This is a genomic window from Anaerotruncus massiliensis (ex Togo et al. 2026) (assembly GCF_030825285.1).
Classification (GTDB): domain Bacteria; phylum Bacillota; class Clostridia; order Oscillospirales; family Ruminococcaceae; genus Anaerotruncus; species Anaerotruncus massiliensis.
Window position 1 is genome coordinate 1 of sequence record NZ_JAPJQF010000002.1, and the last position, 12940, is coordinate 12940.

General features: G+C 66.0%; 13 protein-coding genes. All 13 read right to left on the reverse strand.

Annotation, left to right across the window (positions count from 1 at the left end; genetic code table 11):
• Positions 1-188: hypothetical protein (locus RCI06_RS01175; protein ID WP_306573706.1), on the reverse strand; the 188-nt coding region annotated here is incomplete at its 3' end.
• Between the two features lie 31 nt (positions 189-219).
• Complete coding sequence (locus RCI06_RS01180) at positions 220-732, reverse strand: phage tail protein (RefSeq protein ID WP_101552350.1); 513 nt, start codon at positions 730-732, stop codon at positions 220-222.
• Positions 733-735: 3 nt separating this feature from the next.
• Positions 736-960, reverse strand: a complete 225-nt coding sequence (locus RCI06_RS01185; protein ID WP_288234397.1) for a DUF6760 family protein — start codon at positions 958-960, stop codon at positions 736-738.
• On the reverse strand, positions 912-1286 hold the full coding sequence (locus RCI06_RS01190; RefSeq protein ID WP_101552348.1) for a hypothetical protein: 375 nt from the start codon (positions 1284-1286) through the stop codon (positions 912-914). The genes RCI06_RS01185 and RCI06_RS01190 overlap by 49 nt, the downstream gene beginning before the upstream one ends.
• A 61-nt stretch (positions 1287-1347) precedes the next feature.
• Positions 1348-1797: a phage tail protein gene (locus RCI06_RS01195; RefSeq protein ID WP_242970871.1), complete on the reverse strand. Its 450-nt coding sequence runs from the start codon at positions 1795-1797 to the stop codon at positions 1348-1350.
• A 47-nt stretch (positions 1798-1844) separates the two neighbouring features.
• A complete protein-coding gene (locus tag RCI06_RS01200; protein WP_306573710.1) occupies positions 1845-3563 on the reverse strand; it encodes a phage tail sheath family protein in 1719 nt (572 codons plus the stop codon).
• A gap of 61 nt (positions 3564-3624) precedes the next feature.
• Positions 3625-3999: a DUF4280 domain-containing protein gene (locus tag RCI06_RS01205; RefSeq protein ID WP_101552344.1), complete on the reverse strand. Its 375-nt coding sequence runs from the start codon at positions 3997-3999 to the stop codon at positions 3625-3627.
• Positions 3966-4652 carry a hypothetical protein gene (locus tag RCI06_RS01210; protein WP_306573712.1) on the reverse strand — a complete coding sequence of 229 codons (687 nt, stop codon included), beginning with the start codon at positions 4650-4652 and terminating at the stop codon, positions 3966-3968. The genes RCI06_RS01205 and RCI06_RS01210 overlap by 34 nt, the downstream gene beginning before the upstream one ends.
• Positions 4649-5254, reverse strand: coding sequence for a DUF4255 domain-containing protein (locus tag RCI06_RS01215; RefSeq protein ID WP_306573714.1), 606 nt, complete (start codon positions 5252-5254; stop codon positions 4649-4651). Before RCI06_RS01215 ends, RCI06_RS01210 begins: the two co-directional genes overlap by 4 nt.
• Before the next feature lie 15 nt (positions 5255-5269).
• On the reverse strand, positions 5270-7237 hold the full coding sequence (locus RCI06_RS01220) for an MORN repeat-containing protein (RefSeq protein ID WP_306573716.1): 1968 nt from the start codon (positions 7235-7237) through the stop codon (positions 5270-5272).
• Between the two features lie 236 nt (positions 7238-7473).
• Positions 7474-10146, reverse strand: coding sequence for a HAMP domain-containing protein (locus RCI06_RS01225; protein ID WP_306573718.1), 2673 nt, complete (start codon positions 10144-10146; stop codon positions 7474-7476).
• Between the two features lie 18 nt (positions 10147-10164).
• Positions 10165-11058 carry a hypothetical protein gene (locus RCI06_RS01230; protein ID WP_306573720.1) on the reverse strand — a complete coding sequence of 298 codons (894 nt, stop codon included), beginning with the start codon at positions 11056-11058 and terminating at the stop codon, positions 10165-10167.
• 38 nt (positions 11059-11096) lie between these two features.
• On the reverse strand, positions 11097-12896 hold the full coding sequence (locus RCI06_RS01235) for a hypothetical protein (RefSeq protein ID WP_306573722.1): 1800 nt from the start codon (positions 12894-12896) through the stop codon (positions 11097-11099).
• Positions 12897-12940: the final 44 nt, after the last annotated feature.

The window sequence follows — 12940 nt, forward strand, 5'->3', positions numbered from 1 at the left end:
CCCCTTTTCCACCCCCACGCCGCCATCCGCGTTGCGTTTTTTTGTCTGGTGGGCGGGGTTTTGTTTATACGAGACTGGCGCTGATGCTGCAGGAGCAGCATCTGCGCCCCGTCGGAGATGCTGTAGACAAATCCGCCGTAACGGGCGAGGATCGCGTCGCCGAGGCTGGTATCGACCGTCAGGAGCATCCCGTTTCACCGCCTTTCTCACGCGCCTGGCTCAGACGAAGGTATTCACTCCCGCGAGGCCCTGGAGGTTCCCGAGCACGTCCTCCGTCTTGTCAAGGCACTTGAGCGTCTCGTAGGCCAGCTCGAAAGTCTCGATCATCACCTCGTTGCTCATCGAGTCGAGCGGGGAGAAGGCCAGCTTTTTGACCACCGCGCCGTGGACCTCGAACATCTTTGCGATCGTCCCGTCGCGGTCGTAGGCGATGATCAGGATGTCGGTGTGAATGCGGTTGCCCACCTCCAGCTGGCTGGAGAGCGCCGCCGTCAGGAACCCCCGGTTGGCCACGCCGCGCTCCATCACAAGCGTCTTTTCGGTGCTGACCGGCCGGGTGAGGCTGTAGACGCGGTCGTTCACCCCGCCCTCCTGCAGCGGCTCGGTCTCCACCGACTCCTCGATGTTGGTGATCTTGGAGAACCCCAGGCAGGTCAGCTGGAGGTAGACCTTGAATTTGTAGACCGGAATCGGCTCCGGGTGCAGGTTGATCATGAGATCGGCTGCTGGCATGGCTCACACCTCGAAAATGTTCTTGGGAGCGTTGTTCAGCTCCTTGTGGATGGCGGAAATCTCGGCGCAGAAGCGCCGGCGGGTCCGGTGATCCAGCGTCATAACGGTCCGGTAGTCCCAGTGGTAGTAGTAGGCCAGAAAGGAGGCCTCCTTGTAGAGCTCCGTTTCCGGGTAGACCGCTATTCCGCCTCCGTAAAATTTACCGGCTGCTCGAATTTGTGCCCGCACTCGGGGCAGACGCAGCTGTTCATCATCGGCTCGATGGCGTTCACCTGCTGGTACATGTTCTGCAAAAACGCGAGGTCGGGCGAATAGAGCTTCTCGATGACCCGGGGGTCCACCTTGGGGACGGTCCCGAGCGAGGTGACCACCCGCGAAAGCAGGATGATGGTGAGGTAGCCGGGGTTCTGCACGACGCGCGGGTCCCGGAGCGGCAGGATCTCGTCCGCCGCGGTGGCCAGGCGCATGGTCCCGTGCCGGTGGAGCGCCCCCTGCGCGTCCAGGTAGCCCTTGGGCAGGTCGAATTCGAACTCGGTCTGGAATTCCTGGTCCATAGCGGTCTCCTTTCCTCGCCGGGCGGCGCGCAGGGCGCCGCCCGGCCGTTACACACGCGGATTACTGGTTCCTGCGCATCTCCTCGAACGCGAGCTCGACGCTCTCAAACGCGATCTCGCTGGAGGAGGCGTTGAAATCGGGGGCGGTGTACTTGCAGGGCCACGCGTTCACCAGCGTCCAGCTGGCGATGTCGTTATGCTGGTCGTCCTGCAGATAGATGGTCACGTCCTGCACCCGGTCCTCGGCCGCGGACTTGGTGCCGTTGGAGATTCCGCTCACCCACTCGTAGAAGCTCATGCTCTCGCTCATGCCCCATTTGAGGGTAACGTTGCCGTACTTGGTGAGGCCCGGCATCTTGCGCGGGGAGTTGATGGGCTCGGTGCCCTCCCGGTACTCGATGACGTCCACGCTGGCGTCGAAGCCGCTGACCTCCGAAAAAGCCGCCACGTCGATGCTGTCGATCTCCAGCCGGTAGTTATATTTTTTGAAGGGGTACATATTGATCGCCACTGTCTATCCATCCTTTCGTTTCAAATGTGGGACCTGCCGGAGAAGGGTCATTCACGCATGTTCTGGGTGATGCGGAAGATGACGAACTCAGCCGGGCGGCTGGGCGCGACGCCGATGACGCAGATGAGGCGGCCGTTGAGGATGTCCGACTGGGTCATGGTGTCGTGGCCGATGTTGACGAAGAAGGCCTCGTCCTCGGTGGCGCCCACCAGCGCGCCCGAACGGTACATGTCGCGCAGGAAGGAGGCGATCGTCCGCTGCACACGCAGCCAGAGCACTTCGTCGTTGGGCTCGAAGACCGCCCAGTTGGTCTGGGCCTTGATCGTCTCCTCGAGGAAGATGAAGAGCCGCCGGACGTTGACGTATTTCCACAGACTGTTGGAGGAGCAGGTGCGGCCGCCCCAGACGCGAATGCCCTGGCCGGGCAGCGCGCGGATGAGGTTGACGCCCGCCGGATTTAAGAGGTCCTGCTCGCCCTTGTTGTAGAGGCAGCTCAGACCCATGGCGTTGTTGACGACCTCGTTGGCCGGAGCCTTGTGGACGCCGCGGGTGTTGTCGCTGCGGGCGTAGATGCCGCAGACCGCGCCGGAGGGCGGGATGTAGGCGGCCTTTTTGGCGGCCATGTCGTAGACCTGGAGCCAGGGATGGTACATGGCGGCGTAGTCGCTGTCGATGATCGCCCGGTGCTTGAGGAGCTCCTGGGGCTTCACCATGTCACAGGGCATGTCGAGCACCGCGAACCGGCTGGCGAGGTTCTGGCAGTGGGCGACGAGCGCGAGCTGCACCGCCGCCGAGGTGATGCCGGGAATCGCCATGATGCTCACGTTGGAGATCTCCTCGAAGGCCGCGAGCCCCGTGCGGGTGCCCGGCGCGTCGCCGCCGCCGATGAAGGCCGCGTCCGGTACGTTGAGGATATCCCCGTCGCTGCCGCCCGCGAGGGCGAAGACCGCCTTCTGCGCGGAGGCGTTGCCGGCGAGCGCCAGCATGGGCGGGCAGATCTCCTCGATCGGATTGATCTTCACGTCCACCAGCGCACTCTTGGAAAGCTTGTTTTCGATCGAGTCTGGACTCTGGGGATTGAGGGAGACGTTTTCAAACAGCTCCACCGCGTCCCCGCAGAGGACCTCGATGTCCGCCTCGCAGGTGGCCAGCAGCTTCTGCGGGATCAGGTTCTTGTCGACGACCTCCTGTTCGAAGTCGTTCTCGAAGTAGAGGGAATTTCCGTCGATCTTGGTCACGCGGTTGTAACCGGCGGTTTCCCCCCTGTCCTGGAAGGCCACCACGTCGCCGGGGACGAAGCCGGCCGCGTTCTTGACCCGGTAGGCCTTGCTGGCGGTGACCACGTCCTCGGTGATCTCGAGCACCTGGGTCTTCGCCTTGGAGGCGGCCGACACGGTCACCCGGATGCCGTTGCCCCACTTGCCGGGGCTCTTCGCGGTCATGACCACCGAGCTCATGGCGGCGGCGGCCGCCTTGGCGTCCTCCGGGGCCACCCGCATCACATAGCAGCGGGAGCCGCCGTTTGCAAAAAACTGTTCCACCGCGTAGGGCAGGAAGCGGTTTTTCCCATAGGCGTTCTCAGGCAGATAGCCGCCGAACTTGCGGACGTACTCGGCGAAGCTCGTGAGGTACTCGGGCGTTCCCTTCACCAGGCCGCGCTCAGCCAGTCCGAGGAAGCCCGCCGTGCTGGTGCTCACGCCCTCCATCGCCCGCATGCCGGATTCGAATTCTTCCACGTAGACGCCGGGAGATAAATACTCAGCCATTGTTCTTTCTGGCCCGAAGCGCGTTCAGGCCAATCCTCCTTTTCTGTAAAATGTTGTAGCGCTAATCCATGACGGTCGTCTGACCGGGATTTACCACTGTGATGACGCCGCCCCAGGCGCAGTTGAGCATACAGGTGTTGTCCACGGCGGGCATTCCGCCGATGAGCACCTTGGGACAGCCGGGTTTCCAAGGGCCCGCCGGGACCGGCACGCAGGGCGCCGGGGTGAAGAGCACCGGCGGCGGACGCTTGGTGGCCGGATTCGCCACGCTGTTGCACATGGCGAAGGGCGGGACGTTTGCATTGGGTTTGAAATCCATGATGTTGGCGGCCGGCGCGCCTGCGAGCACCTTGTTGACGGGCGGCACCACCAGCGCGGAGGGCGCCGTCCCGAAGGAGCAGGTCATCTGGGCGCCGGCACAGACAAGCACACCCATTTCTTCGCCTCCTCGTCGTAATATTGGGCTTCCCGGACCGTTTGGCCGCGCTCGGTGCAGACCGCGAACCTGCCGTCCGCCGCGCTCAGGCAGGCGCTTGCGCGCTCCACCGGTTCGCCCGGCCGATGTCGGCGGCGGAGTTCCGGCCGGATGCGGTAGCCGCCGTCCGGGAGCTTCTCCTCCATGACGAACACCTCGCGCGCGTTTCCCTGCCCCACCGAGAAACGCAGGCCCCACAGGGGTTTCGCGGTGTAGCTGCCGAGCGTGAGCACCCCGTCCTTTTCGCTTTGGAAGGTGAGGGCGGGGTCCTCCGGGGCGAAGGCGTACACCGTGACGCCGGGCGGCGCGGTCCCCTCGAACCGGCCGCAGTCGGGGAACCGGAGGTCCCCCCGGCGCAGCAGGCGCACCGGGAGCACCGGGTCTTCCGCGTCCAGCGACTCGGGGTCCACCCGCAGCGTCCGGGGGCTGTAGCGGGCGCTTTCGATCACGACCTCGCAGGGGGCGCGGGGCTCGAGGAAGACGTAGTATCCTCCGGGCTTGCGCTGCGGTCGCGCCGCGCGGCCGTCCACCCAAAACAGGTGGCCGCCGTCGGAGGCGGAGCCGGTGAAGTCGTCGAGCAACCGGAGAACGAATGATACGGTCAGGCGGATCATGGGGTTCCCCCCCTTCCGGCCGAAGCTTCACGCTGCGAGAGCGTGACCTCCGACTCCCGCACGCGGACAAAGCTTTCGCTGTGGGTGGAGGAGAGCAGCACCGGGGACACCGAGAAGTAGACCCCGAGCTGGTAGGGGACCGAGAGCGACGACCAGATCTTGCTCTTGTCGTCGAAGCTGAGGTTCAAAAAGGTGATCGCCGCGTCCTCGTCCGCCTCGCTCTCGAAGGAATGAAGCCTTGCGAGCCCCACGGCCGGATCGTCCGCCAGCGCCTGGAGCGCGCGCCCCAGGATGCGCTGCTCGGCCTCCGCGCCCGCCGCGATCTGCGCCTTTCCGTTGAGGAAGAGCAGGTAGCAGAGGGTCAGCGGTCTGGGGGGGAACTCCCGCCGGTTGCCCGGCCGGACCATCTGGGCGCTGGAGCGGTATTCGCCCATCTCCCTGAGGTCGTAGAGGAAAAGCCCGAGCTGGAAATCCGCGTTTTTGTCCGCCGGGCTCGCCAGCTGGATCGATTCGGGCGACTGCACCGGCTCGGGGCAGAGGCCTTTGCGCAGGGCCTTCAGCAGCCCGGCGCTCACGTCGGAGATAATAGAGAATCCTGCCACGTTTCATCCCTCCTTTCAGCGCTCCACCGAGAAGTAGAGCGGCGTTTCGTCGTCGGGGTCCTGGTAGGCGTAGCGGTAGGTCAGATCGCCGCTGAGATAGGCCCTGCGGTCGATCCTGCTTGCGAAATCGAGGTTCCACAGCCGCACGAACAGTCGGTTCTGCCGGTCCGCCTCGAAGCGGATCTGCGGGAAGGAGGTGGGCAGCTTCTGCCGCAGCAGGTCGATGGCCACGCAGTCCTCCAGTCCCACCGGGGAGTCGTCCTCATATTCGACCGCGCCCTCCGGCGGCGCGGGGATGTCGCCGGTATAGACGGTGACTTTGCGCACCCGCACCTTTTCGGCGTCCAGCGTGTCCTCGGCCTGCCACACGTCGGTGTCGATCTCGAAGTAGAGCGTCTGGGCCTTCTCCACGAAATCGGGATAGGGACTGGCCTGGGGCTCCGGAGCGGAGGAGGCGGCGGTACCCGCGTCCTCATGGAGTTCCGGCCCGGAGGAACCGCTCCCCGGCGCGCTTTCGGAAGACGCGCCGCCGGAGGAGGCGCCGTCGGAGGAGGCGGAGGAACCGTCCGTGGATGGGGGCGCGTAGGTCCCCTCGTTATCCTCCGCCACATACCAGCTCATCTGCCGCGCGAGCGGGGAGCCGACGGGGGAGGGGAGGACCTGCGCCGCCGGCGGGCCGGCGGGGAACACCTGAAGGGCCGTCAGCCGCGCCGCCTCCGGCGCCGCGGGCAAAGCGGCGAGCTGCTCGCCCCCCTCCGGGGGAAGCAGGCTTTCGAGGGCGGGAGGCTCCTCCTCCGCCTGGGAGGACGCGTCCGGGGCGGCCCACCATCCGGAGGAGTCGTCCGGCGGGGAGGCCCCGTCGGATTCGTAAAGCTCGCCGGAGGAGGCCTCCCCATACTGGCCGGGCATGTAGTAGTAGGCGCCGCCGTCCCGCTGTTCGGCGGGGCGCACCCAGGTGTCCACCCGCACCCGGCAGTCGGTGGTAACGACCACGCCCGCCTGCTCGAAGAGGAAGGCGCTGTCGGTGTCGGTGTAAAAGACGCGCGGCGTTTCGGCAAAGGCCGCCTTGATCTCCGCGAAATTGTAATCGGTGAGCGCGCGGCAATTGATCTTTCCCTGGTAGACGTCACCGGTGTAGAGCCGCTTGCCGGTCTCGCTGTAGAGCTCGCCCTTGCCCTGCGGGAGCCCCTTTAAAAATTCGCCCTTGTATTTGGCGGTGCCGTCCGGGTAATAACTGACCCCCTGCCCGTGGTACCGCCCTCCCGAGAAGCCGCCCTCGTAGAGCAGCACCCCGGAGGCGGACCAGGCCTTGCCCTCGCCCTCGTACAGGCCGTTTGCGAACTGGCCCGCGTAGAGCTGGGTGACGCCGTCCTCGTCGTAGAGGACGCCCTCGCCCTGATAGAGGTTCTTGGCCCACTGGCCCTCATATTTCTTTTTGCCGTCCGGGTAGTAGTAGATCCCCTGGCCGGAGAACTGGTTCTGCTCGAACCCGCCCCGGTACTCCAGACGGCCCTTGCGGTCCCGGAGGGTGCCGTTCCCGGTGCAGACGCCCTTGTCGACGTCGCCCGTATAGACGACGGAGCCGTCGGCCGCCCGGATGTTCGCAACGCCCGTGAACTCCCGCAGCTTCATGTCGTCGTAATTGAAATAGACGTCCGTTTCCACCGAGGCGGCGGTCGCCATCGCGGCGGGGAGCTTGGGCGCGAACATGGTGAAATAGATGAATACCCCCGCGCAGAGCGCCAGCAGAAGGGTCAGGAAGAGTTTTTTGTAGATCCACCAGCGCCCGATGACGAAGTAGTCCTCACGCGTCTGGGGACGCAGGGTGATGAGCGCCTTGACCTTCTTGGTCAGCGGGCGGACGAGCTTGGCGGTGATGACGTTGATGTTGAACATCCGCTGGATGCGGACGATCAGCATCCGGAACGGATTGGTGACCGCCGTCACGATCCGGCGGAACGCGCTCAGCAGCAGCTTCAGCATCAACGACTCCTCCTTTTATCGGCTTTTCGGGCCATCAGCGCCGCTTTTTGAGGCTGTCCCGCAGCCCGCGGCGGATGCTTTCGTTCAGGGGGCGGATGAGGCGATGGGTGGCCCCGCGAGGATCCGCCCCGCCCGGGCGCGTGAAAGGGCGTTCCGGGACGGCCCCGTCACAGCGGACGGGAACCGGCCGAGCATGGAATCCAAAAATCCGGTCATGGCTTTCCTCCCGTAGGGAGCTAGAGCTCCTGTTCACAGCGGAACACATAGTAGCGCGCCGCGTCGTCGTATTGGTTTTCCCGCAGCACCAGCGCGAAAAGGTTTTTCGCCTCCGGGAAGCGCCCTTCGAGGTAGAGGGCCATCGCCTTGTCGAAGGTGGGGCGGGTCTCGGTGAGCAGGCGGGTGACCTCCGGGGCCGCCGCGTCGTAAAAGTCGTAGAGCCCGTAGTTCTGCCGCCGCTTCCCCTCCGGGTAGCCGATGAACCGGCTGACGTAACGGTGGTCCGCTGGAAGCTCCTCAAAGGCCGCGCGGGTCACCAGCAGCCGGCAGCCGAACTGCCGCAGCTTTGCCGCCCCGCCGGATAGGTCGTCCAGATCGCCGGAGAGCAGCGCGGGCACCAGCCGGTTCTCGTCGCCGCAGATTCCATAGTAGACGCGGGTGCTGTGGATGAAGAGCAGCGGGCGCAGCCGGTTTTTGATCGGCAGCCCGGCGTTGAGGTTTTCCACCTCGGTGAGCACCGCCAGCGCGATCTCCACCGCGTCGGCGGCCCCACCCGGGCAAATCACCCGCAGCCGGTGCAGGTTGACGCTGTCGGTCATGAGCGTCGCGCCGCAGCGGTCGGCGGCCCGGTTGAGGAGGTTGAAGAAGCGGTTGGTGAGCTCCTGCTCCCGCTCGGGCGAAAGGCCGTCGGCGGAAAACTCCAGGTCGGCGCAGAGCACGGGGCACTCCCGGCCGCTGCCGCTTCCAAGCTCCACCTCGCCGAGATTGTCCTTGCCGAGCAGCTGGAGCATCCGCTGGGGGATGAACCGGAAGTAGGTCTCGCTCTGCCGCCGCAGGCTGTAGAGCTGGGCGTCGATGTCGCCCGCCATCTTGTTGAACACCCGCACGATGCCGGAGAACTCGTCGGTGACGGCTGTTTCCAGCCGGACCGTCCGGTCCCCCTGGGCGAACGCCTCGAGCCCCGCGCGGATCTGCCGGATGGGGGTGAGCACACGCCGGAACAGGAAGGTGAGCAGCGCGCCGATCGCCGCCAGGAAGAGGAGCGAAACCACCACGTAGGTGCGCAGATAGCTCGCGGTGTATGCGTCCAGGTTCGACGTCAGGATGCCCGCCTCGAGCAGGTAGACCGCGGTCCCGGAGGTGCCGCCCACCGGCGTGACACTGACGAGACGCCGCCCGTTTTCGTCGTCCAGGACGCCGGACTGCGCCCGGCCGGTATAGGCCGCCTGCAGGTAGAGCTCCCGCGCGCCGGCGTCCAGCCGGACGTCGAAGGGATAGAAGCAGGGGTTTTCAAAGTCCACGCCGATATAGAGCTGCTGGTGCTCATAGTAGGCGGTGGCGGTATGGACCGGCCGGGTGGACATCTGCTGGCGCAGGTATCCGTAGGCCTCGCCCGTGTAGTCGTAGGGATATTCGATCTCGTCGAAGCTCTCGGTGCCGAAGAGGGCGGTCAGCAGGTTGCCCTCGTCCTCTACCTGCTTCTGAAAGCTCTGCGTGATGGCGGCCGAATAGGCGCGGTAGGAAAAGACGCCGAATACCACCAGTGCCACCGCCAGCAGCGGGATGGAGGAGAGGATCAGCTTGGCGAGGATCGTGCGTCCCCGGCCCAGCAGGTGGATGAAGCCGTAGACCAGCAGCATCGCGGCCAGCAGGAGCGCCAGATACCGCAGGAAGGTCCAGAGAACCTTCAGCGCCAGGCCTCCCAGGGAGGGACGCAGGCTCTCGGCCGCCGTGACCTCCCCGTCTTGGGAGGTGATCAGCGCGAAGCCGTCGGCATTGGGGGCGAGCGCGGAAAAGTTCTGCGGGTCGGTCATCGACACCGCGCGCAGGCTTCCCGGCGTATAGCCGCTGACCCCCGAAAAGGGTTCGGTGCCGCTCTTGAGGAGGGCCGTTCCGCCGTCGCGCAGGCCGAGCGAGAGAAGGTCGCCGCTCTCCTGCTCCCCGATGTAGATTTCATCCGCGCCCTGGGGCGCCAGAAAGAGCGGATACATCAGCTCGGTGAGCACCCGGTTCGGGTAGACCTCGACCGGGTCTCCGCCGCCCTCGGCGGTCAGGAAGACCTTGCCCGACTTGGTGGCGTAGGCCACGTCGCTCCCGGCGATCACCGCCTCCCAGATGCCCTCCTCCGCGTCGAGCGGATAGTTCCGGGTTCCCATCGGGGCGGGCGGCTGCCGGCCGTAGAGGGAGGCCGGGTCGTAGGCCTCCCGGATGAGCGCGTTTCCCGACTGGTCGACCGCCATCAGGACCAGCGAGCTCTGGACGTTCAGCCAGCGGTAGCGGATGGGGAGCTGCGGATCGAACTGGTGGCGGGCCAGCCGCTTGCGGAAGAGGGCGGACGGGTCGTAGAGGGAGAGCTCCTGCCCCTGGTATTCGCCGCTCTCCGGGTCGGAGAGGTCGCAGAGCAGGTAGAGGACGCCCTCCGCGTCGACGTCCATATCGGCCACCGCATAGAGGTGCCCGTCCCGCACGCGGGGCAGCGACGCGCTCGCGCGCATGACGCCTTCCGCGTCCACCAGCCGGATTTTGATGGCATCCCCCTCGTACAGGGCGAGGCAGGTGCGCCCCTCGGGCGCGGCCGCGAGCCCGGCGACCCGGTCGATCGGGACGGCGTAGTCCGCGGCGGTGGCCACGGCCGTCAGGACGGCCGCCGCAGCCGCCGCCAGAACCACAATCGCCCGCAAGATCCTGGTCATTGGCCAGCCTCCCCTCGTTTAAATCGTCTCATCGCCGAGCGCGATGTCCCCAATGTTGGAAAGCCCCGCGTAGGCGGTGTTTTTTTCCGCTGCGCTCCGGTAGGAGAGCCGCAGGGTGATCTGGTAGCCCGCATAGATGACGGTCGCGAGGACCAGGGCCGCCACGAAAATGGCCATGCTGCGACTTTTGACCCATTCCAGCAGGTCCCCCGCGCGCCCCGCCAGCCTGCGCACGCCCACCCGAAGCTCGATGGGCCGGTCGGGCATGGCCTTGAGCGCCGCGAGAATCGCGCTGTGGGAGAGGAAGCCCTTGGTCTCGGCCTTCTTGTAGAAGGCCTGCAGCTCGCTGGGGTAGCTGTCGAACTGTCCCTCCGACCGCAGCTCATATTCCTGGGAGAGGATCTGGAAGACCGCCTGCGCGGCATACCGGTAGAACTGGCTGTCCTCCGTGTCCGGGTCCCACTTCTGGAAGTCGAGGAAGTAGTTGAGGTAAACCGTCAGATCGGGGGCGATGTTGAGGTTGCGCTGCGAGAGCAGCAGCAGCCCGACGGACCCGGTCACCTGCGACTCCGCCAGCGCGACCACGAGGTTTTGCGCGATCCGTTTGCGGTGGGCGAAGCTCGTGGCGTAGAACGGCCCCTGCCGCTCGAGCAGGTTCTCGTCCCGGTAGAGGAACACGAGGTTCAGCCGGTCCCCCTGGGAATAGGAGCCGAGGTAGTCGCTCGTCTGGGAGAAGAGGCCCTGCGCCAGCAGCGCGGCCACCCCCAGCCGGACGCGCGGCTCGGTGATCGAGATCATGGTGTAGAACACGCCCGTCCGCCGTCCCAAATCGACGCAGACGGCGATCTCGTTCACCTCGTTTTTGAGGACGGTGCGCACCGGCTCCAGCCGCATGCTGAGTAATTCCGACACGGTCCGCCTGGCCCCCTTTCAACACGGCGGCAAAGCCGCTATTCTTCCTTTTTCTTCTGTGTGACGATCATGAACGCGTGGGTATAGATGGTCGGATCGCTGACCGCCTCCACCCGGACCTCATAGGCGCCCTCCCTGGCGGGAGCGGTGTAGAGGCCGTTCTGGTCCACCGTGCCGCCCTCGGGATCCATCACCCGGAAGGTGCAGGCCTCGCTGGGCATGTTCACGAAGACGGGGGAGAGGTGGGCGGCGGCCTTCGGCGCCAGCACGATCGTATCGGGATTGAGCATCAGCATCCGTTCGCCCCTGTCCTGCGGCTTGAGCTGCTTGGAGAGCTCCCCGAGCCGGAAGGCGAACCAGCGGATCCGCAGGCTGATGAGCCCGGTCGGCTTCTCGAGGCTGACCGCCACGACGAAGGTGCCGCGCTCCGGAAGAACCTTGACGGCGGTGGAGAGGTTGTAGATCCGCTCCTCGCCGCCCGCGGGCGCGTCCGATTTGAAGAGGGAGACGTTCCCCAGCAGGATCTCGCCGCTGCCGCCCGGCTCGGAGGCCGCGTCGATGTACTCGACCCCGACGTCCACGTAGACCGGGCCCTTGCCGAGCCCGTGCATGATCTCCTCCGAAAAGGCGGGACCCTTCTGGTCCGCGCCCAGCCCCAGCGAGAGGTTGAAGACGCCGCAGGCGGTGCTGCGCAGCCCGCCGGGCTCGGGGGCCGATACGGCCGGGGCTTCCGCCGTCCGGCCGGCGGGCGGGGCTTCCGCCTCCCCGCGCGGCGCGGGGTAGTATTCCTCCAGCTCCCGCAGCAGCATGAGCTGCTGGGCGTTGTAGCTGTACTGGCCAAAGGGCGGCGGCAGCACCCGGTCGACGATGATCGAGCTTCCGCGCCGCAGGAGCAGCAGCTTCGCGATCCAGAGCCGCTCGTCGAACGTTTCGGTGAGCTGCTTATCCATCGGCCTGCCGTAGCAGGCCGAGAGGTAAAAGGCGTCGAGCGTCTGGTCCACCGGCTTGACCACCGCTTCCATCCGGCGGTTGAGGGTGAACTCCTCGTCGCCGCGGCGGATCGCGAAGTTCTCCACGGCCAGCGTCACCGCGCCGCCTCCCCACAGGTAGGGCTCCGGGCGCAGCAGATAGTCGAAGGACCGCTGTTCTCCGTGGGAGAGCTTCACCTTGTCCGCCGAAATGTCCAGCGCCGCCCCGCTCCCGGTCTGGAAGCCCGGGGCCCCGAGCCGGCAGGAGAAGGCGTATTCCCCGGTGCCGGGCGTCTGGCGGGTGATGGTGAAGCGCACCCGCAGCGCGCTCTCCCTGGGCAGGCAGGCGGGAACCAGCAGCGCGGCCTCCACGTCCTCGGCGGCGTAAATAACCACGCGGTTGACAAATTCGTCCAGCTCCCGCGGCACCCTGGCGGCCATCGACTCGTCCGTCAGCGTGAGCTTGTAGCCCTCCGCCAGCTTGTTGAAGCGCGGCGCGCCGTTCTCGTCGCTCATCACCGAGTAGACCTCCTCCTCCGGCGTCTCCCCGTAGGAGATGCCGAGGTAGGCGCAGTTGGAGGTGAGCCGGTCGTAGCCCTCCACAGTGGGGAGCTTGATGACCCGGGTCTCCGGCACCACGATCTCGCGGCCGCTGGCGTCGAGCGCGCAGCCCGCCTGCAGGATCACCGAGGCGTCGTCCGCCATGATGACCCCCAGGCCGGCCACGATGCCGCTGCCGCCGAAGAGCCGGTTCATGAGGCGCCGCTTGTCGTTCATGTACCGCTGCTCCGCCTCGAAGTCGCGGGCGGTGAGCAGCTTGCCGGGATAAAAGGAGTTCCGTTCAAACGGAAAATACCTGCGGTTTTGCATCCGATCGACCTGCTTTCTCTATAGATTTGGAAGCGGACCCCGCG

What these genes read in the sequence shown, in the direction of transcription:
- RCI06_RS01180 (WP_101552350.1), bottom strand. Translation starts at nt 732, where the DNA reads ATGCCAGCAGCCGATCTCATGATCAACCTGCACCCGGAGCCGATTCCG.
- RCI06_RS01190 (WP_101552348.1), bottom strand. Translation starts at nt 1,286, where the DNA reads ATGGACCAGGAATTCCAGACCGAGTTCGAATTCGACCTGCCCAAGGGC.
- RCI06_RS01200 (WP_306573710.1), bottom strand. Translation starts at nt 3,563, where the DNA reads ATGGCTGAGTATTTATCTCCCGGCGTCTACGTGGAAGAATTCGAATCC.
- RCI06_RS01205 (WP_101552344.1), bottom strand. Translation starts at nt 3,999, where the DNA reads ATGGGTGTGCTTGTCTGTGCCGGCGCCCAGATGACCTGCTCCTTCGGG.
- RCI06_RS01210 (WP_306573712.1), bottom strand. Translation starts at nt 4,652, where the DNA reads ATGATCCGCCTGACCGTATCATTCGTTCTCCGGTTGCTCGACGACTTC.
- RCI06_RS01220 (WP_306573716.1), bottom strand. Translation starts at nt 7,237, where the DNA reads ATGCTGAAGCTGCTGCTGAGCGCGTTCCGCCGGATCGTGACGGCGGTC.
- RCI06_RS01225 (WP_306573718.1), bottom strand. Translation starts at nt 10,146, where the DNA reads ATGACCAGGATCTTGCGGGCGATTGTGGTTCTGGCGGCGGCTGCGGCG.
- RCI06_RS01235 (WP_306573722.1), bottom strand. Translation starts at nt 12,896, where the DNA reads ATGCAAAACCGCAGGTATTTTCCGTTTGAACGGAACTCCTTTTATCCC.